This is a genomic window from Paenibacillus thermoaerophilus, from assembly GCF_005938195.1.
Classification (GTDB): Bacteria; Bacillota; Bacilli; order Paenibacillales; family Reconciliibacillaceae; genus Paenibacillus_W; species Paenibacillus_W thermoaerophilus.
This window is the reverse complement of the sequence record NZ_VCQZ01000013.1, coordinates 19,336-42,986: the sequence shown is the minus strand read 5'-3', so window position 1 is coordinate 42,986 and position 23,651 is coordinate 19,336. Positions and strand designations below refer to the sequence as shown.

Sequence of the window (23,651 nt, the reverse complement as noted above, 5' to 3'; positions counted from 1 at the left end):
GTGGAATGGTTCGTTTACAAGCTTTACTGTAGCGCCCAAAAATGAAATCACGGTGAAAAAAACACGATGCAGCGGACCGAAAAACGTTCCAGCCGACAAAGGGGTTGTGTACCGTAGCCCCCAATCACGGGTCGGGTGCGGAATCCTGGATTTTCCGGAAATGTTTTGCCTGTTTTTCAGCCTCCTTTCAGGTTTATCGGATATAATCGGCCCAGAAGGATGCTCGAAGGGACGGTGGTTGGATGTTAACCGGCAAATATTTGCTGGCGGAAGACGACGAACGGCTCGGCGAGCTGGTCGTGCACCTGCTGCTGAAAAAAGGCGCGCATGCGGTCGAATGGGTTCGGGACGGCGAGACGGCCTTCGACTATGCGCTCGCTTCGTTTTATGACGTGACGATTCTGGATTGGATGATGCCCGGTTGCGACGGGCTCGAGACCTGCCGCCGGCTGCGCAAGGCCGGCTATTCCGGCGCCATCCTGATGCTGACGGCGAAGGACGCGCTGCAGGATCGGGTGCGGGGGCTCGAATCCGGCGCCGACGACTATCTCGTAAAGCCGTTCGAGCTGGAGGAATTGGTCGCCCGGCTGAAGGCGCTGGGACGGCGCAACTATGCCCGGATCGTCGAGGAGTCGATCCCGATCGACGATCTGGTGCTGCTTCGGAGCAGCCAGACGATCCGGCGCGGGAACGAACAGATGCAACTGAGCCCCCGGGAATTTCAATTGTTGGACCTGCTGGCGCAGAATAAAGGGCAGGTGCTGCCGCGGGAGCTGATCTTCGACCGGGTATGGGGCTGGGATGCCGACGTCTCGCTGAAGACGGTGGACGCCACGATCAAGCTGCTGCGCAAGAAGCTCGGCAGCATCGGCAAAAACGAGTTGATCCACAGCGTCCGGGACGTGGGGTACAAGCTTGAAGCGTAGAAGCGGGTTTGCCGCTTGGCTTCGCCGCCTGCGCCCCGGCGAGCCCGACGTGTTCTCCCGCGCCCGGATGCGTCTGGCCCTGCGGTATACGGCGCTGGTGACGGTGTTCCTGCTGGTGTTCAACATCATCGTCTACACGTTGTTCGTTTTTATTATCCGCAGCCAAGAGAAAGAAGAAGTGCGGAAGCTCGCGGAGCAGGAGGCCATGATCATCCGCGAGGCGTTCCAGCAGAACCGCAAAATGCCCAATTTGAAAATGGACATCCGCACGATCATGACGCTGGGCAGCGACCAGTTTTTCTTCTACGTGCTTGCGCCCGACGGCACGCTGCTGGGGGGCTCGGAGGCATTCCCGAGCCTGCGAGAGGTTCTGCTGGAGAAAGTGCGCGGCTGGCCGGCGGACGCGGAGGCGGTGCGCTACGACTCGCTGAAGCTGGACGGCTCGAAGCCGCGCTTCGGCAAGCGGGAGCTGCTTCGCGACGCCGAGGACGGGGTGATCGATCTGATCATGACGTCGCAGGCGGTGACGATCGGCAAGCAGACGATCGGCACGCTGTATGTCGGCAAAAACATCACATCCCATGCGAAGCTGTTCCGGCAGCTCGAGGCGGAGCTGGCGGGACTGACGCTCGTATTCGCCGGAGCGGCCTTCGCTTTGGGGCGGTACATGTCGCGCCGGGCGATGATTCCGATCGAACAGGCGTACATCCGCCAGCGCGAATTCGTCGCCGACGCCTCCCACGAGCTGCGCACGCCGCTGAGCGTGCTCCGCTCGTCGCTGGATGCGCTCGCCCTGGAGGAAGCCGTCCGGAATGACCCGTTCTCCTCGCGGCTGATCGCCAACATGAAGGACGAAGTCTCGCGGATGACGCGGCTGGTCGGCGATCTGCTGACACTGGCCCGCTCCGACTCGGGACAGCCCGAGCTGTCGAAGGAATGGTTCGATTTCCGGGAACATCTGACGCAGACGATCGAGGCGATGACGCCCGTAGCCGGCGCCAAGCGAATCGCCTTGAGCCACGAGGCGCCGGACGCGATTCCGGTCTACGGGGATCGGGAGAAGCTGAGACAAGTGCTGTACATCCTGCTCGACAATGCGATTAAATACACGCCGGAAGGCGGTGCCGTCCGCGTGCAAGCCGCCGTCGGCGGGACCGAACGGAACCGCTGGTTTACACTGGCGGTATCGGATACGGGGCCCGGCATCCCCGACGAGGACACGGAGCGCATCTTCGAGCGGTTCTACCGCGTCGACCGGGCGCGATCCAGACCCGCCGGCGGGCACGGACTCGGCCTGGCGATCGCCAAATGGATCGTGGAGGCGCATCAAGGCACGATCGGCGTCAAGCCGGCGTTTCCCGGCGGCGAAAGCGGCCCCCGGGGCAGCCGCTTCGAGGCGCGTCTGCCGCAACCGGCCGCGAGCAAAAGCAAATGACCCGGAGCTGGACGGCTCCGGGTCATTTGCTTTTATCCGGTTCGCGTCCCGGCCGGACCGCGCCGTGTCACTTCCTCATCGCCTGCCGCACCAGATCCAGCGCCCGCATGTTGCGGTACGTCTCCTCCAACGATAACATCGGTTTGCGCCCCGTGCGGACCGCCTCGGCAAAATCCGCCACTTCCAGCGCATACCGGTCCGACTCGGCCGTCTCGATCCGGCGCACGCCCTCCTCGGTTTTCACGGTGATCGCCCCCGCGTTGCCCGCGAACGTATCCGGAATCTCGATCAGGCCGCGCGTGCCGACGATCTCCGAATTCATCTGGTTGAACGCGTTGAATCCGCAGTTGATCGAAGCCACGATGCCGCTCGGATAACGCAGCGCCGCCGACAGCAGCACGTCGACCCCGTTCTCGTCCACATGCTGGACTACGCAGGATTCGGGCAATTCCCCCGTCACCATGCCGACAAAGTTAAGCGGATAGCACCCGACGTCGTACAGGGAACCGCCGCCCAGCTCCGGCTTCATCTTGATCGTGCCCGGACGGTTCAGCAGGAACCGGAAGGTCGACTGGATGTACCGCACCTCGCCGATCTCGCCGCTGGCCAATACCTCGCGAACCCGCGCGATCCGGTCCGTGTAGCGGTACATGAACGCCTCCATCAGGAGGACGCCGCATTGCTCCGACGCGCGGATCATCTCCAGCGCCTCCTCCGCGTTCAGCGCCAGCGGCTTCTCGCACAGCACGTGCTTGCCCGCCCGCATCGCGCGGATCGCCCATTCCCGATGCATCGAATTGGGCAGCGGCACGTAGACCGCATCCACCTCCGGATCGCGCAGCAGCGACTCGTAATCCGCGTACACCCGCGCTTGCGGATGAGCCTCCGCGATTTCGCGGCGCTTCGTCTCGTCGCCGGAGGCGACGGCGTACAGCGTCGATCCTTCCGTCCTGTCGATCGCCGGGATCACGCTCAGCTTCGCAATCCGGGCGTATCCCAGCACGCCCCATTTGACCGTGTCGTTCATGAACGCAACAGCTCCTCTCTCCTTGGCAGCAGCGGACTAGGCTCTCCCTTGTAGTATACATGAAGCCGGTGCATCGCGCGCGTGCATACCGTATACAGCAGCTTGCGCTCGTCTTCCTTGCCGTAGACGTCCCGGCTCGCGTCATAGACGATGACCGCGTCGAACTCGATCCCCTTGGCCAAGTAGGAGGGCAGAATCGTCACGCCCGGTTCGAATGCCGCATCGTCCGGGGTGATCAAGCGGAGCGGCACGCCGGCCAGCGGCGACAGCGCGGCGTAGGCTTCGCGGCTCTCGCGCAGCGTCTTGCAGATAACCGCGATCGTGGAGACGCCCTGCCGCGACCATTCGCGCAACGTTTCCGCGATCATGGCGTGCAGTTGCTCCGAGGTGGCCGCCCCTTTCACCATTGGCAGCTCCCCGTCCCGGTTGAACGGCACGATCCGGTCCCCGTCCGGCAGCATGGCGCTCGTGAAGCGGACGATCGGCAGCGTCGACCGGTATGTGCGGTTGAAGGCAATCGTCTCCGTATCCGCGGGACCGTACAAGCCGACGAGCGGCTCGAAGCCCGTGCCCGGCGAAAACGCGTGAATCGCCTGATTCGGGTCGCCGAGCACGGTCATGCGCGCGCGGGGGAACAGCTTTTTCAGGAAGGCGAAATGAATCGGCGCGTAGTCCTGCGCTTCGTCGACCAGAACGTACCGGGTCCGCATGTTCACCCGGAAGCCTTCGATCAGCTCCTGCAGATACAGATACGGCATCGCATCCTCGTACGGAAGGTCGCCCCGCTCCAGCGCGGCCGCCGTCTGTTCGCAGATCTCCTTCCACCGCTCGGGCAGCTCCGGCGCTTCGGCTCCCCCGGCCGCGAGCCACCCCGCCGCCTCGTCCGGCTGCTCGTACAACCGCCGGTACGTGGCGGGCAGGTCGAGGAACCGGAGCCGCTTCACCCGGGCCTGCAGGCGCTTCAGGTGGCGGGACAGCACGAGCTCCTTCATCAGCTCCGCTTCCCGCAAGCGCTCGTTAAACGCGCCCTTACGCTGCCGGAGCTCCTTCTCCAGCCGGCGGTAAACCTTCTGCATATCCTCCGGCGACAGCATCTCGGCCTCTTCTTCGACCCAGGGCTCGTCGCGCAGCTTCGTCACCTCGGTCCGCAGCTCCTCCAGCAGCCACTCCGCCAGCGAATCCAACCGGGGAGCCAGCTTGGCCGTACGCGTATCCCCGTAGAACCGCTCCGACATCGCCTGGGCCGACACCAGCGTACGCCCCTTCAGCTTCAACGCGCGGAAGACGAGTCCTTGCCGTTCCAAATGCCGTTTATACCCCTCGATCAGCCGCAAAAAATCGGCGCTCGCCTTAAATCGGATACCTTGCTGCCGCGCCTCGTGCGCGGGATCGCCGTCCCGGGCCGTCAACACGTCCTCCAGTTGGTCGAACGGGCTCTCGACGCGGAACACGCGGGACAGCCGATGCTCCAGGTACTCCTGCAGCGTCGTCTGCTGCATGTTCTCCTCGCCCAGCTCCGGCAGCACGGTCGAGATATACCGGTTAAACAGCGGATTGGGGGAAAACAGCACGACCTGATCGGCGCTCAGCGTCTCGCGGTGCTTGTAGAGCAGGTAGGCGACCCGCTGCAGGGCGGCCGACGTCTTGCCGCTGCCGGCCGGACCGGAGACGATCAGCATCCGCCCGGCATCGTGCCGGATCATCCGGTTCTGGTCCCGCTGGATCGTCGCCACGATATTTTTCATCGTCGCGTCCGCGCCTTGCCCAAGCACCTCCCGCAAAATCTCGTCACCGATCGTCTCGCCCGTGTCGAACCAGTATTGCAGTTCCCCGTTCCGGAAGACGAATTGCCGCTTCAGCTCCATCTCGCCCCGGATCAGCCCCGCCGGCGTCTCGTAGGACGCAGGCCCCGGGCCATAATCGTAATAAAGGCTGGAGATCGGGGCCCGCCAGTCGTAGATGAGAAATTCGCCGCCGCTCTCCTCGTCGACCAGCGAGCCGATACCGAGATAGACGGCCAGCGTCTCGTCCGAGCCGTCCTCCCGGAAGTCGATCCGGCCGAAATACGGCGACAGACGAAGCCGTCTCAGCTTGTCGTACTGCCGCTTCGCATGCATGTGCGTGCGCTCGCGCTCGGCCAGCAGCTCGGCTTGCTGCTTCAGCGTCGTGTGCGTCTCGATCACATCGTCCATATGATCGAGGTTGATCGTCACATCGTCCCAGAAATGCTTGCGGATCTCGACGACTTGCTCCTTGACGTCGCCAAGCTGTCGCGACAATTCCGCCAGCCGTCGGTCGATCAACGACGTAACGCGGCGCACCCGCTCGCGCTCAAAGCCGGAAGCTTCATCCGTATACCGATCGTCCATCGATTTTCCTCCTTGACATGAATGAGTGTTGACACGTTCCCCAGACGGTGATATAATAAATGTATAAAATGGACGGAAATAGTCTATTTTGGTATTTCTGGTTAAACCTTAACTTTCATCATATCACTTGGCCCCAACCGGCGCAAGCCGTGAAGCCCGGATTTCCTGTTCAGGAGATCCGGGCTTTTTTGCCGATACGGCGAATTTGGGGCCCCGCTTTTATAGCCGTCGCTCCATCGGACAAGCGCCTCCCGATGAGACGGCGTTGCCGATGACGCCCTTATGGGAGCCGTCCCTCCGCAGTCATCGGGCCTCATGCGAACGGACCAGCAGCGCGTAGCAGATTATCGCGCCGAGTTCGGCCGCCGCGATTGCGACCGCCATCGGCAGATCGGCCTCGCTGCCGCCCAAGCCGACAAGCGGCGATACGGCCCCGCCGAACACAAACGACAGCACGCCCAGCAGCGCCGACGCGCTCCCGGCGGACCGGCCCTGCCTCTGCATCGCGAGAGAGGTGCCGGCCGCGCTGACCATGCCGACGCTGGCGACGACGAGAAACAGCGCGGGCAGCACGAACGCGAGTCCGCCTCCCGCAATCGTGACGCCAAGCAGCACGAACCCTCCCAGGGCGGCGGACGTCAGGCCGGCAAGCAGCAGCCGCTGCTCCGGCACGCGGCCGGCGAGCCGTCCCGCCAACTGTCCGGCGGCGATGATGCCCAGTCCGTTCGCGGCGAAGATGAGGCTGAACGTCTGCTCCGAGACGCCGTGGACGTTCTGCAGGACGAACGGCGAGCCGGAGATGTAGGCGAACATCGCCGCCGTCACCAGTCCCTGCGTCAGCGCCACGCCGATGAACAGCCGGTCGGCGGCCAAGCGGCGGAACGTGCCGAACGTCTCACGCAAGCCGCCCCGGCGGCGCCGGTCCGCGGGCAGCGTCTCCGGCAGGCCGGACCATACGGCGGCCAGCATCGCCAGGCCGATCAGGGCCAGCGCGAGGAACACGCCCGGCCAGGGCGCGAACTTGAGCAGTTGCCCGCCGAAGATCGGCGCCAGGATCGGAGCGGCGCCGTTAATCAGCATCAGCGTGGAGAAAAACCGCGTCATCTCGCTCCCGCTGTACAGATCCCGGACGATCGCCCGCGAGAGCACGATGCCTGCCGCGCCTGCCGCCCCCTGCACGAAACGAAGCGCGACAAGCGTCTCGATATTGGGGGCGATCATGCAGAGCAGAGATGTCAGCGCATATACCGCGAGCCCGGCAAGCAGCGGTCCCCGCCTTCCGCGCACGTCGCTGATCGGCCCGGCGAACAATTGGCCAAGCGACAAGCCGAGCAAACATGCGGTCAAGCTAAGCTGCACCATGGACGCGCGGGTGTGCAGATCGCCGGCCATGGCCGGAAGCGCCGGCAGATACATATCCAGCGACAGCGGACCGAACGCGGACAACGAGCCCAGGATCAAGGCGAGCCGCAACCGGTGCGACCTGCCGATGGCGGCGCCTCCCGCTGCGGCGGAGTTGGAGTGCGTTTTCATGATGACCATCCATTCACGGCTGCAATCCGCAGCCTGCCAAAATCAAATTGGGGCTATTATAGTTACCGCGTTTTCTTCTGTCAACCTGTCCCTCTCCCCGAAAATAATCCGCCTCCGTTCCGGACACCTTAACGGCATCCCGCCGGAGAGGGGGTGATGCGAGATGTCCGATACCGGCGAATTCGTCGCGAAGCTGCACGACACGCAGCAGAAAGCGGAGAAAAACAAGGCCGCAAGCGGCAGCGGCAACCCCGGCAAGCAGCTTCCGAACAAACAAAAAGGCACCGGAAAGTAAGCGGACGGTCTTCCGTCTCTTCGCGGAATACGGGCCCTCCCGCTTCCTTCATCCTTACCGCATGAAGACGGCTGTCGCCTTGTTCGCCGAACGGGCGACAGCCGTTTGTCGCAAGGTCCGGTTCCATCCCCCGACCGTACGTCCGCCGCCGGTCCGAATCGGCGCGACTGCAAACGCGCCCCTGTCAACGCGGCCCGGACTCAAGGGCTACCGCCCGTGGCGCAAAAAGCCCCGCGGCTGCGGCGGCAAAAAGCGGCACAAGGGCTCTCCGATTCCTGGATCGTGAGAGTCCTTGTGCCGCTTTCGGGTCCGAAGCCGCCGGAGCGCCGCCCCGCCGGCCTCCTCGCACACGCCAATAAGCGCGAGGCGCCACAGCCCGCCACCCGCGTCACGCCTCGCCAACGATCCGCCCGGGCTTCCCCTCAGTCGGTGCCGGCGCCGGCTTCGGCTTCGGCGAGGCGCGCCTCCTGCCGCGCCGACGCGCGCGAAAATTCCGCCCCGCCCTGCTGCAATTGGTACATGGCGTAATACTTGCCGCCGTACGCCATCAGCTCGTCGTGGTTGCCGCGCTCGACGATGCGGCCGCGGTCCAGCACGAGAATCTGATCCGCCGCGCGGATCGTCGACAGCCGATGCGCGATGACAAACGTCGTGCGGCCGCGCTTCAGAACATCGAGCGCCGACTGGATGACCGCCTCCGTCTCCGTGTCGATGCTGGACGTCGCTTCGTCCAGAATCAGAATCGCCGGGTCGAACGCCAGCGCCCTGGCGAACGAGATCAGTTGCCGCTGTCCGGCCGAGAGCGTCGCGCCCTTCTCCACGACGGGTTCGTCGAGGCCGCCCGGCAGGTTCATGAACATGTCGTACGCGCCGACGTCTTTCAGCGCTTGCTCCACCTTCTCCCGCGTGATGGACGGATCGCCCAGACTGACGTTGGACGCGATCGTGCCCGTGAACAGGAACGGGTCCTGCAGCACGATGCCCATATGCTTGCGCAATTGCTGCCTCGGGATCGTGCGCACATCCTCGCCGTCGATGGAGATCACGCCCCGGTCCGTATCGTAGAAGCGGAACAGCAGATTCAAGATCGAGCTTTTGCCCGAGCCGGTGTGGCCGACAAGCGCGACCGTCTGTCCCTGCTTCGCATGGAACGTAATACCCCGCAACACATCTTCGCCTTCCTTGTACGCAAACCACACGTTCTCGAACGACACGTCTCCCCGGAACCTCGGGCGGCTGCTGTCGGCCACTTCCGCGCCGGGCTGGTCCAGCAGCTCGAACACCCGTCCGGCGGACACCCGCGCCGTCTCCAGATTGGACAGCTGGTTGACGATCCCGACGATCGGATTCATCATCCGGTTCATATAGTCGATGAAGGCGAACAGCACGCCAACCGTCACGTACGCGCCCAGCCAGCCGCCCGCGAACAGCCAGACGACCGTCAGGAAGAGCACGTTCCGGATCAGATTGACCAGATTGTGCGAGGTGATGGAGTTAAGATTGAGAAGCTTGTTCTGGTATTTGAAAAAGTCCTCGTTCAGCTCCCCGAACTCCGCCTCCGTCGTCTTCTCCCGGCGGAACGCCTGAATGATCGGCATGCCCTGGATCGACTCGTTGATCATCGCGTTGATGTCGCTGAGCCGCGACCGGATCACCTTGTTGTATCTGCCGGCGATCTTCCGGTAGACGACAATCCACACGTACAGAATCGGCACCATCGGCAGGGCGATCAGCGCCAGCCGTTTATCCAGCAGGAACAATGCCCCCAGGATGGCCGCGATATAGACGACCCCGGCGAAGAAATTCGCCAGCACCGCCACGTACAGCTCCCGGACCGCCTCCGTGTCGTTGGTGACGCGCGAGACGACCTTGCCCGCCGGCATATTGTCGAAGTAGTGGACCGGCAGACGCTGGATATGGGCGAACACGTCGTCGCGCATCCGCCGGATAATCCGGTTGGCGCTTACCTGCAGCAGGTAGCGCTGACCGTACGCGAACGCCGCCCCCACCGCCAGCAGTCCGAAATAAGCGGCCGCGAGCGTCATCATCCCGCCGATTTCCGGCTTGAAAAACGCCAGCAGTTCGCCCCGGGACAGCTTCGCCGCCGGATACGAGGCGCTCTGCCCGTCCTTGGCGATCGTAAGGAAGCCGCCGTCCCGGATGCTGCGCTCGCCGTCCGTGGAAGCCACCGGCTCCCCTACAAAATAATAGTCGCGGCCGACCTGCAGCACGCGAACCTCGCGTCCCCGGGTTTCTCCCTCGGCCCAGCGGTCCTCCCGTTTGTAGAAGGCGTCTCCGTAAGCCACCGCATACTTGTCTTCCTCCGCGCCTTCCCGGACCTCGTACCACGGCTTCTCGATACCCAATATATTCTGGTCGATCATGCGCTTCGCCAGGAACGGCCCCGCCATCTCCGCGCAGACCGACAAGGCCAGCAGCACCAGCGCCCAGACGATCGGTTTTTTGTATAACATGGCGTATTGCCATAACCGTCGTTCCGTCGTCATTCTCCGTCTTCACTCCTCTCCCGAATCCGATCCGCTACGGCGATTCCACCGCTTCCACCAACTGCTGCCGGTCGTACTGCTCCTTATACCAGCCGCCCAGCGCCAGCAGCTGCTCGTGCGTGCCCTGCTCCGTTATGCGGCCTTCGTCCAGCACGAGAATCCAATCCGCGTGCTGCACGGCTGACATGCGGTGCGTCGTGATCAGCGTCGTCTTGCCCGCGCGCTCACGGCGGATATGGGCGACGATCTCCGCTTCCGTCTTCGCATCGACCGCCGACAGCGAGTCGTCGAGGATGAGAATCTCCGGATCGGCGATCAGCGCCCGGGCGATGCTGACGCGCTGCTTCTGTCCGCCGGAGAGGGCGACGCCCTTCTCCCCGACCAGCGTATTCAGGCCGTCCGGCAGAAATTCGAGATCCTTGCGGAACGACGCGAGCTCCAGCGCGCGTTCAAGCGCCGCCTCATCGCCGTCATGGGCGCCGAACAGAATGTTCTCCCGGATCGTCCGGCTGAACAGGATCGGATTCTGCGGCACATAGCCGATCCAGCCGCGTACGCGCTTCAGCGCAATCCGGTCGATCGGCACCCCGTTCACGAGCAGCCCGCCCTGTCCGAGCGGATACTCCCGCAGCAACTGCTTGAGCAGCGTCGTCTTGCCGCTGCCCGTCCGCCCGACGATTCCGATCGTCTGCCCCCGGCGGACGGCGAACGTGATCCCCACGAGATTGTCGATCGGCGACGACGGATAGCGGAACGTCAGTCCGCGGAATTCGATCGTCTCCGGAACCGCGACGTCGGCCGGCTTCTCCGCCTCGCGGACATCGGGTTTCACGCCGAGCGTCTCCTGGATCCGGTCGAGCGAGGCATTGCCCCGCTGCATCATATTGATCAACTCGCCGATCGCGAACATCGGCCAGATCAGCATGCCGAGGAACACATTAAACGATACAAGCTGGCCCAGCGTAATCTCGCTGCTGAACACCAGCGCGCCGCCGTAGCCGAGGCCGATCAGGTAGCTGAGGCCGACCAAAATTTTCACCGTCGGTTCAAACAGCGAATCGACCCGGGCCACTTCGATATTTTTGCGAAGCACATCGTCGGTCATGTCGCTGAACCGCCGCTTGTCGGCTTCCTCCTGCACGAACGCCCGCACGACCCGCACGCCCGCGATCGACTCCAGCACCCGGTCGTTCATCCGGCCGAACGCATCCTGCGCCTGCATGAACCGGTTGTGAATTTTGCCGCCGAAGTGCTTCATCGCCAGCGCCAGGATCGGCAGAGGCAGGATCGAGGCCAGCGTCAGCTTCCAGCTGATGACACCCGCCATGACGATCAGGATCGCCAGCATGAACAGCGTCGAGTCGATCAGCGTCAGGATGCCGAAGCCCGCCGTCGCGGATACGGCCCGCAGATCGTTGGTGGCCCGCGCCATCAGGTCGCCGGTTCGGTTGCGTTCGTAGAAGGTCGGCGACATGCGCAGGAAATGCCGCATCAGCCGAGTCCGCAGCGTCCGTTCCAGCAGGAACGACCCTCCGAATAATTGATAATGCCAGATGTACGACAAGACGTAACTCGCGAGGGCCAGCCCGACCCAGAAGACGAACAGCCCGGCGAGCTTGCCACCCGTCAGCGTGCCTTGATGAATGCCGTCCACGGCCACTCCGATCAGCCAGGGCGGAACAATATCGATGATGCCGACGATCACAAGCAGCAGAATGGCGACCGTATACCGCTTCCAGTGCTCGCGGAAAAACCACGCCAGTTTTTTTAACACGACAAACATGCGCTATACCCCTCTCCCCATGCAGACGCCGCAACAACAAAAGGCATACCGCCCAAGCGATATGCCTTCCGAACAGCCCGGACAGCTTCGCTGCCGGGATTTTCGCGCTCGCGGGCAGCCTCCCCCGCGAACCGCGAACTTCTAAAGGCACATGAATACGGAAGCGTACCCATGCGCCTGCGTGCCGTTACCGAGCCGTCACCCCCGTGACGGACGCCGAGCGAATGGGTTGCGTCCATGATGACCGTACGATCCGCCATGCGCAAGCATGACCGCCGCATACATGTCGTGGTGCATGGATAAACTCCCCCTTCGCTCAAATCTATTGCCACTTTATCATCCGCCGGGAAGCGGTGTCAACCGGAATCAGGCATGATAACCAATTTTTCCGGTTTCCGGGAATTTTTTAACAAAGGGTTCTATTGGGACGGTAGGATTAAATGTACATTTTTGGTACAATGTAGGATGTTGCTGCGCAACCGGCGACAAGGGGAGGGGGGCATTGATGATTTTTCCCAAGAAAACATACGCCAATCGGGAAGCAGCCATCTATGAGATGTTTTTCCACCAGGTATACAAGACGGCGTTTTACATGACCAAGGACCAGGAGATGGCGAAAGACATCGCGCAAGAGACTTTTTTGAAGGCATTCAAGAATCTGGACACCATGGACGATATGGATAAAATGGGAGCCTGGCTGGGCAAAATCGCGACCAACACGGCCATCGATATGTATCGCCGCAACAGAAAGATCATTCCGGTCGAAGTCAACGATGAAATCTTCCGTTCCCATGCCGAATCGGCGCCTTCGGTTGAGGACGGAGTGGAAGCGGGATGGTTGAACGGCGTGCTTTGGGCGGAGATCGGTAAGCTGGATGCGCAAACCAACGCCATCCTGATCTTGAAATTCATCCACAACTGCAAAGACGAAGAAATTTCGAAAGCCGTCGGCATCAGCGTCGGGACGTTGAAGTCCAGGATATACCGAGCCAAACAAAAGCTCAGAGCGAAGCTGCAAAAACATCTGGAGATGGAGGGATAGCGGGCCCCTGTCCGCCTCAGGGTCCGCTTATTTCTTCCCGCTACCGCCGCGCCGGAGGTCGATCAATGACATCACAATCTCGGCGGCGGAATAGATCATCATGGCCAGACCGACGAAACCCGAAATGTTTTCTAAAATATTCCCGATAAAATCAAGTTTCAAAATTTCCGGCATGGGTATGTCGATCAACAGATACCCCATGACAAAAGCAACTGCCAGCAACACGATTCTTTCCATCCATATCACATCCTTTTTTTTCTGAAGGAACCGGAATCGTTCCCTGATCGTCCCATAGAATGACGAATTGTAAACGGGGGAGCGGGGACCCCTGCAGCGCGTCCCTCTGGGCTCCGCAGAACTTTGTTATCGGAGCCTGCTGCCCACTCGGCGGAATTCCAGAAAAAAACGGCCGTCCCTGGACCCGAAGCACGTTCCCGGACCGCCGCCTCCGGCTATTTCTTCCCGTTACCGCCGCGCCGGATGTGAATCAATGACATCACAATCTCGGCGGCGGAATAGATCATCATGGCCAGACCGGCCAAGCTTAAAATGTCCCTTGGCAAAGAAGCTATCTGATGATGTACCAGGATTACCGGCATGGGCATGACAATGAAAACATACCCCATGACGAATGCAACCACCAGCAACACGATTCTTTCCATCCTGTCACCATCCTTAATTCCTCAATAGTAGTTCACAACAAAGCGGCAGCCCTCGACGACCACTTTGTTGTGTGCAAGCAGCTTGAAAAAGCTGTTACTGAACAAGAAACGGTCAGTTAAACGCTACCGAGTCGGAATCAAAAACATCCCATGAATACGGAATTATCGTTGTATTCCATGTTGCAATAATTCCAATAGGTTGCGAAGGATTGCCAAAAGTAATTCCAGCACCAGTCAGAGTGATTTTTGTGTCTGCCCAGGTATGGCGCCATCTGGATTGAATATAAAAAGGCCCGGACCCGGACGGTTTCTGAATATAGAACCAAGCTTCCCCGTTATCACCGATGTTATCGAGGATACCGTCAACATCATCAATTGTATAGACAATTCCCGAGCCGCTGGCTCCCGATACGTTGCCATGAGCGGGGCGATGGTCGCCGTCCTCATCCCGGACATAAATTTGCGCATACTCTCCCTGAACGCCTACGGGCTGCCCATTTGCATTTACGACGGCAATGGCCAGAATATCGGGAGCCTTATCGGATTCGTTATCAAATGAACAACTGTTGCTAAAGTCCCAATTCGCCTGAATCAAGTATACATAACGGTTGTTGACGCCGTCCCAATGTTTTAAGACAGCTTGATTCGTTACATTTCCACAACCAGAAGTCGACAAAGGAGTGACAATTTCATCGCTGACAATGGGTTCCACAACTTCCCAACCTAACTTCTGCAAATCTTCCAGTTTATCCTCCTGGTTATTGGACGTTATAATAGCCTGGTCGGCAGCTGCAATAAAATCTGGTTTAACTTCGTTCGGCGCCGAAGATGCAACGCTCACAGATAAGACAAGAGACAAAGATAAAACAGTTGCTACGATTTTTCTCATGTCTTTCCTCCCGGATTCGGTTTTATGCTGGAATGAATGCCGGCTGGCATCGGCATTTCAATCCATACACATGTGGTGCAGAGAGCGTCAATCGATTGTGCCGCTATCTTTACGACGAAGAAGGGAGCAAAAACGTTCCCTGTTTTTCCAGATTTTTTTACCCTTACAGCCCCGCCGCGGCGTATGCCCGGTCGAAGCCGGCGCGCGATCGCCGGGCCAACTCTTCCGGGCTCTCCTCCGGCTGCGTCTGCGTTAATATCTCCTGGGCAACGATGCCCCGGTAACCGATCCCGTTCAGTGTCCGCAGGAACGTTCCCAGGTCGATGACGCCTTCGCCGGGATACAGCCTGCCGTTGTCGAGCGCATCGGCGACCGGCACATCGGGCGCGTCGTTCAGGTGCACATGCACGATCTGCTCCGGCTTCAGCCGCCCGATATCCTCGGCCGTGCCGCCCGTCGTATACCAGTGATAGGCGTCCAGCAGCAGGCCGACGTTCGGTTCGCCGATCGCCGCGATCCAATCGAGCGTCTCGTCCATCGTCCAGATGAACGGATGCTTCCAGCGCGTCCGCAGGTGATGCGGCCCGACGAACTCCAGCCCCAGGCGGATGCCGTACGCGCCCAGGATGCGGGCGCATGTGCGCAGACGCCGCGTCGCCACCGCCATGAAGTGCGCCGGATTCCAATCCGTCGACGGCAAGATGTACGTGCAGCAAGCCGTCCCGCCCAATTCGGCAGCGGCGGCGGCCGACCGCGTCAGTTGGGGCAAGCCGGACAAAAACGTCTGCTCATCCTGCCTCCACTCCACCGGCAAACCGATCGCCCCCAACTCCACGCCGTTCCGCGTCAGCAATTCCTTGGCTCCATTAACTCCATGCCGCTCGATCAGGGTAACCGCATCCGCATCCGCCGCCTCGAACCCGTAAGCTCCGGCCAGCTCGATCAATTGTTCCTCGTTCTCCAAACGGCCGAGTCCCGCTTTCGATAATCCTCTCCGCATTTTGTCATCCTCCTGTCCCGTTCTCCCTATTATCCAACCAACGGCCGTTCCAGATGGATCTCGATCTTGCGGACGTCCGTGCGAATGCCGCTGCGAGGCCGATTCGCAAACCGCGTCGCTTCATCTCCCTCGCCCCTCCTTTTTTTATTTCCAGCTACCCATCAGTATACCGAGGCGGAACCGGGGCTGACAATGCACAGCGTGAAGGCGGGAGCAAACATGCGGACAAAAAGAATCCCCCTGGTCACGTCCAAGGGGGCTCCGCCATATCGCGCTGCCGCGAACCCGAGCAGCTTCATCGGCCGCACGCAAGCGGGATCGGGCGCGGTCCGCGTTATTTCATCACGTATTCCGCCAGCACGCTCTGCAGCTCATAGATGTTCAGGCTCTTGTTGAAACGCTTCTCGATCGGCAACGAACTGCCGGATATCCAGATCTTCAGCTCCGCATCGAGATCGAACGTTCCTGCCGTCTCGATGCTGAAATGCGTAATGCTCTTGTACGGGAAGGAATGAATCTCGATCTTCTTGCCCGTCAGCCCCTGCTTATCGACCAGGATCAGTCGTTTGTTCGTGAATATGAACAGATCGCGAATCAGCTTGTATGCCTTCTCGAATTGCTCGCCTTTGGCCAGCAGATGCGAGAATTCCTTCTGCACTTCCTCCATGCCGAGCTCGGAGGCGTTGCCGATCAATCCGTCGAACAGTCCCATCGAATCCTCTCCATTCTTCGGTTTTAGACTGGGCGCGCCGCAAGCACGCCCAAGCTATGCCAGTTCCCTACAGCTTATGATTGAACCCGAACAATCTTTCCCTTTCCGGGCTTCCGATGCGGCGGTTATTCCAACTCCCCAACGTACAGGGCGAACACGGTCTCAATCGGTTTGAAATACAGATGCCCGTCCTCCCAAGGCTGGAAGTGCAGATCCATACGCGACAGCTCCCACGGCTCCGGGGTCCCCTTCGTCTGAAGCTTCCGGGGCAGAACAGGCTCCTCGATCACCTTCGGAAACTCCTGGTAGCCGAACAGCAGGTTCTCGTGAATGGCGATAATCTCGTATTTATCCCCGAGAAACGCCCGCTCCTCCTGAAGCTGATAATGGTAGTAGATGTAGCTCGCCACCATCTCCGGCTTCAGATGCGCGACCCGGCCCACTCTCCGTTCGACCGGCGTCTTGCGCCGCCAATGCTCCGCATCGGCCGGCTCGTTGAAGTGAAACACGTCGATCATCGGCACCCATTTGCGCTTGCGCTCCAGTCCCGGCCAATCTTCCAGCCGATCGGCCGCGGCGCCGAAGGTCTCATCGGGCGAGAACTCTCCGCGCACGCTCTCGGCATACAGGAAGACATGGCGCCGCCACCGGTAGACCGCGATCGTCATCAGCTTGCCGTCCCGCAGCAGCTCGCGCGCTTCCCCGGCGAGCTCCCGAATCCTCGCGACGCCCTCGTCATCGCCCCCTTCCAGCAGTTGCGCCCGGTAAATCAGTCGTTTCATGCTCGTGTCCTCTCCTCGAATGGTTGATGGCGCCTCGCGCGAGAACGGCGCATGCCTGCGGCCATTTCCGAACGCGCAGGATCTCCCGATTCAGCCCCCGACTGACGACGCGATCGCCACCGAAGCCCGCTCCACCAAGGCGGGCGGCACGATCACCCGGCGGCCGGGCGCGCCGTTCAGCACCTCGGCGAGCAGTTCGGCGGCGAGACTGCCCATCTGCTCCGAGATGTGCCGGACGGTCGACAGCGGCGGATTCGTATACGCGGTGAAAAATGCGCCGTCGTAACCGATCACCGACACGTCTTCCGGCACTTTTGCGCCCGTCTGCGCCAGTGCCATGATCGCGCCCATCGCCATCAGATCGTTGGCGCAAGCGATCGCCGTCAGCCCGCCGGGATTCGTCCCCCGCAGCTCCAGCGCCGCCCGCGCGCCGCTCGCCCCGCTGAAGTCTCCTGCGCGGACAAGCTCGGGCGCATGCGCAATGCCCGCTTCCGCCAGCGCCTCGACGAAGCCCGCGTATCTCTCCCGGCAGATCGGCAGTTGGGGCGGGCCATCGATATAGCCGATCCGACGGTGTCCGTAAGACGTCAGCAGACGCCCCGCCAGCCGGCCGCCTTCGCGGTCGCCGGAGGCGGCGGCCGAGCAGGCGGGGCCAACCGCGTCGCCGAAGTTGACGCTGGGCACGCGCAGCTCCAGCGCGTCCTGAATGAGCGGGTGGCTCCGCCAGAACGCGGGCAGGAACACGCAGCCTTCCAATTTGCGCATGCGCACCCACTCGCTCAGTTGTCCCGGGGCATAACGGCCGTGCGGCACCGAGAAGAGGATGGCGTCCTTGCCGAGTCGTTTCAGCGCTTGCTGCAAGGGCGGGAAAAACTCAGAAATCTCCGGCGTCGCCTCCGCCTCGAATTCCGGCATAAATACCCCGATCAACCCGCTGCTTTTGCCGACGAGCTGCTTCGCTCCGAGATCGGGCACGTAACCCATCTCAAGAGCCTTGGCCCGGACCCGCCCGATCGTCGCGGGATGGACGCCGTATACCCCGTTCAAGGCTCTGGAGACCGTGCTGGCCGCCAGACCCAGCTCGCGCGCGATGTCCTTGATCGATACTTTGGCGTTCATGCTACGCCTTCCCCGCTTCGATCAGGATGTTCCCGGCCTCCGCTTTGGTCAGCTTGGACAAGTCCCGTTTCACTCCGGCCGCCTCGTCCAGCTTGCGGATCTGCTCAAGCTGCGTCTCGGTCGCCATCTGCCGGTCGATCAGCGCCTGCATGTTGGCTCCCGCGATTTTGCGGACCAGCTCGCCGTCGCCCAATACGTCGAGCATCAGGTACATCGCCTCGACCGCTTTCCGGTATCCGCCCTCCAACCCGTAGCCGGAATCGGTGCTGAGGACGAACCGGTCCGGGAACTCCTTCATCACGGGCACGTAATCCTCAAGCTGGTGCGAACTGCCTGGATTAAACGCCGTGAACCCCGCAAAAAAGTCCGCATACAGATTCGGATGGTCCGCCAGGAGCCGACGGACTCTATCCGGCGTGCTGTACGCATTGGCATGCGCAAAAATGATCGTCGTCTCCGGGTACGCGCGCAGCGCCTCTTCCAGTTTGTCCATCGGATAACCGCTGGGCGGATCGATATGGAGCAGCAGCGGCACGTCGTATTCGGCGGCCAGCTTATACATGTCCGGCAGGATGCCGTCCATCGGATGCTGCGTTTTCCAGGCCACATTCGCCAATACGGGGGAATTCGTGGACGCTGCGGCCAGCTCGCCAATACCGAAGTAGCCTTTCTCCAGATTATTCCTGGACGTCTCCAATCCGGATTCGTCCAGCAAATTCACTCCCGAGAAAAACGGGATGATGCGGTCCGGGTTCCGCTTGTAGGCCTCCCAAGCCGCCAGATCCGTATACACTGCACTCGGCTCGGAGACGTCGCCGAACAGGACCAGCTTGTCGATTTCCTGGTAGTCCAGCAATGGCAGTTTACTGAGATTGGCATAGCTGGCCGCATCGTGGTTATGAGAATCGATCAGCGGCAGTTCGCCGTATTTTGCCACGAGCTCATCCAGACTTTTCGATTCCGTGGTGCTTGCAGCCGGCGACGGCGAAGAGGGCGGATCGGCCTTGGCCGGCGTGATGACAGCCCCTAGCGCCTGCTCCCCGTCGGGTTCTCTCTCGCTGAAAAGCTGGAATCCCAACACGGCTGCGCCGGCTGCCAGCACGACAACCAGCGAGCTTGCCGCGACCGTTCTCTTGTTCATCGGCACGCCCTCTTTTCGGAAGCGTTTGCAATATTAGGCTTATCATATAGGAACGCAGACCGGACTGTAAACCCTTTTTCGGAAACGTTTCCGAAATATTTTTCGGCACGATCTCCCCCTGACTCGCAAAAAAAGAAGGACGACCGAACCCGATCGCCCTTCCCTATCACCGCTTCGCTTAACCTGCCGCCCGCTTCGGACTTCCGTTGCGTCAGCGGCGTTTCTCTCTATTGTAGCCCTTGTCGCCGTAAGGCTGCAGCTTGTCGAGCCACTTGGCCTCCAGCTTATCGAGCGCGGTTTTGACGTCTTCTCCCCCGAGTTTGCCCAAGGATTTTCGGAATACGCATGCATACAAAAAAAGCGAAACAAACACTACGATTGTTCCGCTTATTGAGGCCCGTTCTCCCTTGATTTATTAATACTTTTTGTACAATACGTAATGATCGTTTATATAGACTGCTAATAAAGTAAGATTGGGTGAATCCACTACTTTATATATTTTTGAACCAGGAGGAAGTTTGGTTGCCGTCAAATCAGGGAATTCTCCTTCATCCCGATATAGTTTTTTTATTTCGAACATTGGTTCTTCTTCAAACTGTAGGCTGCTTGATTCTTGATTTTCCATCTTCACATATATTTCTGCACCATATGAAAATAAATCGGGATCACTAATTTGTGAAAAAATCTGTTTGATCTTAACATTCCTATCAGCATTCCTTAATGATTCTGCTCCTCTAACCTTTCCATCTGGTTGATATTGCATGTAAAATAAATAGAAAGTACCAATAGAAATAATTATTAGTGTTACTAGAATCAGTAATACCCTCGATTTCATTTGATCGTTCTCCCTCCTCCGTTTTTCTCGCGTTTTCGCATGATTTCATCTTTGACATCCGACGGCCTGCCCTCTTGACAAGCCCGCTTCTTTTAGGAATCCTTAAGAAGCAATCGACAGATCGAGGAGATTTAACCGGATGTCCGACCCCGCGCACGCATTTATACAAGGATTTTTATTCTCGTTGACGTTATGCTTCGATCTTGGCCTCGTGAACATGGCGATCATAAAAGCGGGCATCGAGCGCGGCGCCAAGCCGGCGTTTATGATCGGCTTCGGCTCCTGCTTCGGCGATCTGCTGTATCTGCTGGTGGCCCTGTTCGGCGTAAGCGTCGTCTTTCAAATCGGGTGGGTCAAATGGCTGCTGTGGGCCGTCGGCTCCGTCACGCTGACCTATCTGACGTTCAAAATGCTGAAGGAGACCTGGCGTCCCCAGACGCTGTCCGCCGGCGGCGCTCCCGCGGTCGACCGTTCTCCGGGCCGCGACTGGCTCGCCGGATTCGGCCTCGCGGTCGCCTCCCCGACCTCCATCGCTTGGTTCGCGCTGGTTGCGGGGCCGATCGTGGCGGGTTTCGAGCTCCGAGGCTTCGCCTTGGACTGGTTCGTGGGCGGATTCTTTCTCGCCGGTCTGGTCTGGTCGCTCCTGCTTGCGGTTTTGAGCCATCTGACCGGATCGGTCGCGCACCGGTCCGTCGTCCGCCTTTTCTCGCTCGCTTCGGCGGCGCTTTTTCTGTATTTCGCCATCCAGGTCTTTCTGGGCGGGCTGCGGGACCTGTTCTGACCGGTTCGCCGGGTTCGCTCTCGGCGCCCGACACGCCAACGGGGCATCCGGAAAATCTGGATGCCCCGTTTCGCAAGCCCTGTTGGGAGGCGAAGAACCGTTATACGTATAAGATGAAGAAGAACAATGCCGCCAGCACGAAGCGGTAGTAGGCGAACCACGAGAGGCGCAGCCTTTTCATCGCGTTCAGGAACGTGACGACCGCCAGCATGGCGACGATAAACGCGGCCGCGCCGCCGATCAACATGAGCACGATGTCGTCGCGGTTGAGCAGATCCCGGCTCTTGTACAGGTCGACGCCCGTTGCCGCGAACATAATCGGGACGGAGAGGATAAAACTGAACTCGGCGGCCGCCTTCTGGCTCGCCCCGAGCAGCATGCCGCCGGAGATGGTCGATCCCGACCGGGAGAAGCCCGGCCACAGGGCCAGACACTGGAACAGCCCGATGCCGAGCGCCTGCTTGTATGTCAGGTTGTCCACCTCCTCCGAGGTCTCCTTTCGGCGGTACTTATCGGCGGCGATCATCAGGATGCCGCCCAGAATGAGGCTGATCAGCACCGGCGTCGGGCCGAACAGCACTTTTTTGATAAATGGGTATGCCAGGAATCCGCCGACGACGAACGGCAGCACGCCAAGCGAAACGTGAATGAGGTTGAGACCGGGACGCTGCGTTAAGCCCGGAGAGATCCGCAAGAAACCGGCGAACCGCCGCCAGTACAACACCAATACCGCCAGAACCGCGCCGAGTTGAATCGCGATTTTGAACGTATCCGCGCGGTCACCCTCGAAGTTCAGCAGATGACCGGCCAAGATCATATGGCCCGTCGACGAGACGGGAAGGAATTCCGTAAGTCCTTCAACGACTCCCATGATAATCGCGACGATTATGTCATTCATGCGCTGCGCCTCTCCCATCATTCCATCGTATGTCCTCGTCCGCCCCTTCTCTCTTCCGCCGATCCTGAGGATTCAAACGAATGACGAATTAGGGGGCCAACCAATAATAAAGAGGGATAAACAAGATCGACGTCACTATTCCCGCCAAGGCCATCGACACGCCGCTGACGCTGCCTTGAAGCTCGGACTCCCGGATCAACCGGCCCGTCCCGATGCCGTGCGCGGCCGTGCCGATCGCCACGCCCAGCGGCACGTCGGCCGATATGCCGAGCGCCCGCAGGAAAGCGGGGCCGATCATGCTGCCGAGCAGTCCGGCCAACACCGCGAATACGGCGGCCAATTCGGGTATGCCTCCGGCCTGCCGGGCGATTTCGATCGCGATGGGACTCGTGACCGACTTCGGCATCATCGTCAGCATCAATTCCCGCGTTCCGCCCAGCGCCCACATCAGACAGCCGGCGCTGGCGATGCCGCTGACGGAACCGGCCGTCACGCCCGCGAGAATCGCCCGAACATCCTTTTTGATCGCGGCCGCTTGCTTGTAGAGCGGAACGCCAAGCGCGACCGTGGCCGGTCCCAGAAAAAACGCGATAATCTCTCCGCCCTTGTTGTAGCTTTCATAAGGAATCCCCGTCAGCAATAAAAGGACAACAATGCCGCCCGCGCATACGAACAGCGGATGCAGGGCCCTCCACCGGCCATGCAGCTTCAAGGCGATCGCATAGGCGCCCAAGGTGACGGCCACGCCAAACAGCGGGTGCGAATAAACGGCTTGAAGGTTCATCATTCATGCAAACTTCTTTCTGCGGACATATTGGCGGCGGCCGATTTCGCCCTTCCGAACGAACCGGCCGCAAATCCGGTCACCATCATGACGATCAGCGTGCTGCCGATCAGAGCGACGATCGTGGACAGCCAACTCTCCCGAATTATCGGGAAAAAGGCGAGAGTACCCACCACAAACGGCGCGAAAAACAGCATCATATGCTTCAGCAGAAACGCAGCCGACTGTTCCACCCATTCCAGCTTGACGATCCTCAAAAACAAAGAAGCGGTGAATAATATCAGTCCGATCACATTGCCCGGGATCGGAATGTGCAGCCCCTTCTCAAGCGCCAATCCCAGCAGGTTAAAACCGAACAAAATCGCCAATCCGCTCATGATCCTCTTCCTTTCGGTAGCGCGCCGCCGTCCTCCGGCGCACGCGCTCTCTGCCTGTCCTCCCTACTATACCATATTGCGGGACTTTCATCGGCATGCGGAAATGTGCCGCCCTCGAATACCCCTCAATCGCCGACTGCACGGCCGGGCCTGCTAAAAATCAGCTTAAAGCTTCGCAAAAAAAGAGCGAACCAACCAACACAAGGTCGGTTGTCCGCGCTTTTTCGAATCGCTATCGGCAAATCATAAATAATATGTCACAAGTGCCGGTTCTTCCGACTCGGGAATAGTCCGAAAACGCAAGGTCAACGTCAGCCCCGCTGCCGTCACCTGCTTATGGTCGTCCGGGCGGATGCTGCGCGAGCCGTTCCCGGGCGAGCCGGATCATCTCCCGCACCATCGTGCCGCCGATCCTGCCGCCGATATGCCCCGCCATCTCCGTCGTAAGTTGGCCGTTGCCCCCCGGCTGCAAGGGAATGCCGAGAGATCGCGCCACCTCGTACTTGACATCGTCGGGCCGGTTCGGGTCGACGGCATAACCTTCCCGCCGCATGACATCGGCTTTGAAAGCGTCCAGCGCCCGTTCCGCTCCGGCCACCACCAATTTTCTCCGGCTCCTTCTGGCCATCGGTATCTCTCCTTGCGCATTTGAAGTCTGGGCTGAGCCGCCCGCTTCTCTTTAAGATGCCCCGGACGATGCCGAACCAATCACGCAGAAAAATTTCGGCAGTGGCCGCCGCATTCCGGCCGTCGC

At 60.4% G+C, this 23,651-nt stretch carries 23 protein-coding genes; 5 read left to right on the top strand and 18 right to left on the bottom strand.

What is annotated here, in order from left to right; translation table 11 throughout:
* Window positions 1-242: 242 nt before the first annotated feature.
* Both FE781_RS10520 and FE781_RS10515 read left to right on the top strand, forming a co-directional pair.
* Complete coding sequence (locus tag FE781_RS10520) at window positions 243-926, top strand: response regulator transcription factor (protein ID WP_138789588.1); 684 nt, start codon at window positions 243-245, stop codon at window positions 924-926.
* Window positions 916-2,361: a sensor histidine kinase gene (locus FE781_RS10515; RefSeq protein ID WP_138789587.1), complete on the top strand. Its 1,446-nt coding sequence runs from the start codon at window positions 916-918 to the stop codon at window positions 2,359-2,361. Before FE781_RS10520 ends, FE781_RS10515 begins: the two co-directional genes overlap by 11 nt.
* Window positions 2,362-2,428: 67 nt before the next feature.
* On the opposite strand, the gene FE781_RS10510 is transcribed toward FE781_RS10515, so the two are convergent.
* The 3 genes from FE781_RS10510 to FE781_RS10500 form a co-directional block, all read right to left on the bottom strand.
* A complete protein-coding gene (locus FE781_RS10510) occupies window positions 2,429-3,388 on the bottom strand; it encodes a Gfo/Idh/MocA family protein (RefSeq protein ID WP_138789586.1) in 960 nt (319 codons plus the stop codon).
* On the bottom strand, window positions 3,385-5,757 hold the full coding sequence (helD, locus tag FE781_RS10505) for an RNA polymerase recycling motor HelD (protein WP_138789585.1): 2,373 nt from the start codon (window positions 5,755-5,757) through the stop codon (window positions 3,385-3,387). The genes FE781_RS10510 and helD overlap by 4 nt, the downstream gene beginning before the upstream one ends.
* A gap of 303 nt (window positions 5,758-6,060) precedes the next feature.
* Complete coding sequence (locus FE781_RS10500) at window positions 6,061-7,290, bottom strand: multidrug effflux MFS transporter (RefSeq protein ID WP_138789584.1); 1,230 nt, start codon at window positions 7,288-7,290, stop codon at window positions 6,061-6,063.
* A 163-nt stretch (window positions 7,291-7,453) separates the two neighbouring features.
* On the opposite strand from FE781_RS10500, the gene FE781_RS10495 reads away from it, so the two are divergent.
* Window positions 7,454-7,585, top strand: a complete 132-nt coding sequence (locus FE781_RS10495; protein WP_138789583.1) for a DUF4023 domain-containing protein — start codon at window positions 7,454-7,456, stop codon at window positions 7,583-7,585.
* Between the two features lie 422 nt (window positions 7,586-8,007).
* On the opposite strand, the gene FE781_RS10490 is transcribed toward FE781_RS10495, so the two are convergent.
* Entirely contained in the window at window positions 8,008-10,092 is a 2,085-nt protein-coding gene (locus FE781_RS10490) for an ABC transporter ATP-binding protein (protein ID WP_138789582.1), read from the bottom strand.
* Window positions 10,093-10,126: 34 nt separating this feature from the next.
* Window positions 10,127-11,875, bottom strand: a complete 1,749-nt coding sequence (locus tag FE781_RS10485; protein WP_138789581.1) for an ABC transporter ATP-binding protein — start codon at window positions 11,873-11,875, stop codon at window positions 10,127-10,129.
* Between the two features lie 505 nt (window positions 11,876-12,380).
* Between FE781_RS10485 and FE781_RS10480 the strand changes: the two genes are divergently transcribed.
* Window positions 12,381-12,917 carry an RNA polymerase sigma factor gene (locus FE781_RS10480; protein WP_138789580.1) on the top strand — a complete coding sequence of 179 codons (537 nt, stop codon included), beginning with the start codon at window positions 12,381-12,383 and terminating at the stop codon, window positions 12,915-12,917.
* 27 nt (window positions 12,918-12,944) lie between these two features.
* On the opposite strand, the gene FE781_RS10475 is transcribed toward FE781_RS10480, so the two are convergent.
* The 9 genes from FE781_RS10475 to FE781_RS10430 form a co-directional block, all read right to left on the bottom strand.
* Entirely contained in the window at window positions 12,945-13,154 is a 210-nt protein-coding gene (locus FE781_RS10475; protein WP_138789579.1) for a hypothetical protein, read from the bottom strand.
* Window positions 13,155-13,369: 215 nt separating this feature from the next.
* On the bottom strand, window positions 13,370-13,579 hold the full coding sequence (locus FE781_RS10470) for a hypothetical protein (RefSeq protein WP_138789578.1): 210 nt from the start codon (window positions 13,577-13,579) through the stop codon (window positions 13,370-13,372).
* A 112-nt stretch (window positions 13,580-13,691) separates the two neighbouring features.
* The gene (locus tag FE781_RS10465) at window positions 13,692-14,468 is read right to left on the bottom strand and encodes a hypothetical protein (protein ID WP_138789577.1); all 777 of its coding nucleotides are present in this window, start codon (window positions 14,466-14,468) and stop codon (window positions 13,692-13,694) included.
* 163 nt (window positions 14,469-14,631) lie between these two features.
* The gene (locus tag FE781_RS10460; protein WP_138789576.1) at window positions 14,632-15,468 is read right to left on the bottom strand and encodes a sugar phosphate isomerase/epimerase family protein; all 837 of its coding nucleotides are present in this window, start codon (window positions 15,466-15,468) and stop codon (window positions 14,632-14,634) included.
* Between the two features lie 334 nt (window positions 15,469-15,802).
* On the bottom strand, window positions 15,803-16,180 hold the full coding sequence (locus FE781_RS10455; protein ID WP_138789575.1) for a PH domain-containing protein: 378 nt from the start codon (window positions 16,178-16,180) through the stop codon (window positions 15,803-15,805).
* Window positions 16,181-16,305: 125 nt separating this feature from the next.
* Entirely contained in the window at window positions 16,306-16,962 is a 657-nt protein-coding gene (locus FE781_RS10450) for a hypothetical protein (protein WP_138789574.1), read from the bottom strand.
* Window positions 16,963-17,052: 90 nt separating this feature from the next.
* Complete coding sequence (locus FE781_RS10445) at window positions 17,053-18,081, bottom strand: LacI family DNA-binding transcriptional regulator (protein ID WP_138789573.1); 1,029 nt, start codon at window positions 18,079-18,081, stop codon at window positions 17,053-17,055.
* Between the two features lies 1 nt (window position 18,082).
* Entirely contained in the window at window positions 18,083-19,222 is a 1,140-nt protein-coding gene (locus tag FE781_RS10440; protein ID WP_138789572.1) for an amidohydrolase family protein, read from the bottom strand.
* Window positions 19,223-19,637: 415 nt separating this feature from the next.
* On the bottom strand, window positions 19,638-20,057 hold the full coding sequence (locus tag FE781_RS10430; protein ID WP_138789571.1) for a hypothetical protein: 420 nt from the start codon (window positions 20,055-20,057) through the stop codon (window positions 19,638-19,640).
* A gap of 139 nt (window positions 20,058-20,196) precedes the next feature.
* On the opposite strand from FE781_RS10430, the gene FE781_RS10425 reads away from it, so the two are divergent.
* On the top strand, window positions 20,197-20,838 hold the full coding sequence (locus tag FE781_RS10425; RefSeq protein ID WP_138789570.1) for a LysE family translocator: 642 nt from the start codon (window positions 20,197-20,199) through the stop codon (window positions 20,836-20,838).
* Window positions 20,839-20,938: 100 nt separating this feature from the next.
* Here FE781_RS10425 and FE781_RS10420 read toward each other — a convergent pair whose 3' ends face one another.
* The 4 genes from FE781_RS10420 to FE781_RS10405 all read right to left on the bottom strand — a co-directional run bounded on the left by FE781_RS10420 (window position 20,939) and on the right by FE781_RS10405 (window position 23,525).
* A complete protein-coding gene (locus tag FE781_RS10420; RefSeq protein WP_138789569.1) occupies window positions 20,939-21,736 on the bottom strand; it encodes an undecaprenyl-diphosphate phosphatase in 798 nt (265 codons plus the stop codon).
* A gap of 88 nt (window positions 21,737-21,824) precedes the next feature.
* A complete protein-coding gene (locus tag FE781_RS10415) occupies window positions 21,825-22,523 on the bottom strand; it encodes an LrgB family protein (RefSeq protein ID WP_342774300.1) in 699 nt (232 codons plus the stop codon).
* Window positions 22,520-22,897: a CidA/LrgA family protein gene (locus FE781_RS10410; protein ID WP_138789568.1), complete on the bottom strand. Its 378-nt coding sequence runs from the start codon at window positions 22,895-22,897 to the stop codon at window positions 22,520-22,522. Before FE781_RS10410 ends, FE781_RS10415 begins: the two co-directional genes overlap by 4 nt.
* Window positions 22,898-23,231: 334 nt before the next feature.
* Window positions 23,232-23,525 (bottom strand): alpha/beta-type small acid-soluble spore protein, encoded by a 294-nt coding sequence (locus tag FE781_RS10405; protein ID WP_138789567.1) that lies wholly within the window; start codon window positions 23,523-23,525, stop codon window positions 23,232-23,234.
* Between the last annotated feature and the right edge of the window lie 126 nt (window positions 23,526-23,651).

Excerpts from the sequence above, each read along its gene's own strand:
- FE781_RS10405 (WP_138789567.1), bottom strand. The coding sequence starts at position 23,525 with ATGGCCAGAAGGAGCCGGAGAAAATTGGTGGTGGCCGGAGCGGAACGG.
- FE781_RS10445 (WP_138789573.1), bottom strand. The coding sequence starts at position 18,081 with ATGAACGCCAAAGTATCGATCAAGGACATCGCGCGCGAGCTGGGTCTG.
- FE781_RS10425 (WP_138789570.1), top strand. The coding sequence starts at position 20,197 with ATGTCCGACCCCGCGCACGCATTTATACAAGGATTTTTATTCTCGTTG.
- helD (WP_138789585.1), bottom strand. The coding sequence starts at position 5,757 with ATGGACGATCGGTATACGGATGAAGCTTCCGGCTTTGAGCGCGAGCGG.
- FE781_RS10475 (WP_138789579.1), bottom strand. The coding sequence starts at position 13,154 with ATGGAAAGAATCGTGTTGCTGGCAGTTGCTTTTGTCATGGGGTATCTG.
- FE781_RS10500 (WP_138789584.1), bottom strand. The coding sequence starts at position 7,290 with ATGAAAACGCACTCCAACTCCGCCGCAGCGGGAGGCGCCGCCATCGGC.
- FE781_RS10495 (WP_138789583.1), top strand. The coding sequence starts at position 7,454 with ATGTCCGATACCGGCGAATTCGTCGCGAAGCTGCACGACACGCAGCAG.
- FE781_RS10455 (WP_138789575.1), bottom strand. The coding sequence starts at position 16,180 with ATGGGACTGTTCGACGGATTGATCGGCAACGCCTCCGAGCTCGGCATG.
- FE781_RS10440 (WP_138789572.1), bottom strand. The coding sequence starts at position 19,222 with ATGAACAAGAGAACGGTCGCGGCAAGCTCGCTGGTTGTCGTGCTGGCA.
- FE781_RS10460 (WP_138789576.1), bottom strand. The coding sequence starts at position 15,468 with ATGCGGAGAGGATTATCGAAAGCGGGACTCGGCCGTTTGGAGAACGAG.
- FE781_RS10450 (WP_138789574.1), bottom strand. The coding sequence starts at position 16,962 with ATGAAACGACTGATTTACCGGGCGCAACTGCTGGAAGGGGGCGATGAC.
- FE781_RS10415 (WP_342774300.1), bottom strand. The coding sequence starts at position 22,523 with ATGATGAACCTTCAAGCCGTTTATTCGCACCCGCTGTTTGGCGTGGCC.
- FE781_RS10410 (WP_138789568.1), bottom strand. The coding sequence starts at position 22,897 with ATGAGCGGATTGGCGATTTTGTTCGGTTTTAACCTGCTGGGATTGGCG.
- FE781_RS10485 (WP_138789581.1), bottom strand. The coding sequence starts at position 11,875 with ATGTTTGTCGTGTTAAAAAAACTGGCGTGGTTTTTCCGCGAGCACTGG.
- FE781_RS10510 (WP_138789586.1), bottom strand. The coding sequence starts at position 3,388 with ATGAACGACACGGTCAAATGGGGCGTGCTGGGATACGCCCGGATTGCG.
- FE781_RS10470 (WP_138789578.1), bottom strand. The coding sequence starts at position 13,579 with ATGGAAAGAATCGTGTTGCTGGTGGTTGCATTCGTCATGGGGTATGTT.
- FE781_RS10520 (WP_138789588.1), top strand. The coding sequence starts at position 243 with ATGTTAACCGGCAAATATTTGCTGGCGGAAGACGACGAACGGCTCGGC.
- FE781_RS10465 (WP_138789577.1), bottom strand. The coding sequence starts at position 14,468 with ATGAGAAAAATCGTAGCAACTGTTTTATCTTTGTCTCTTGTCTTATCT.
- FE781_RS10480 (WP_138789580.1), top strand. The coding sequence starts at position 12,381 with ATGATTTTTCCCAAGAAAACATACGCCAATCGGGAAGCAGCCATCTAT.
- FE781_RS10490 (WP_138789582.1), bottom strand. The coding sequence starts at position 10,092 with ATGACGACGGAACGACGGTTATGGCAATACGCCATGTTATACAAAAAA.
- FE781_RS10430 (WP_138789571.1), bottom strand. The coding sequence starts at position 20,057 with ATGAAATCGAGGGTATTACTGATTCTAGTAACACTAATAATTATTTCT.
- FE781_RS10420 (WP_138789569.1), bottom strand. The coding sequence starts at position 21,736 with ATGAATGACATAATCGTCGCGATTATCATGGGAGTCGTTGAAGGACTT.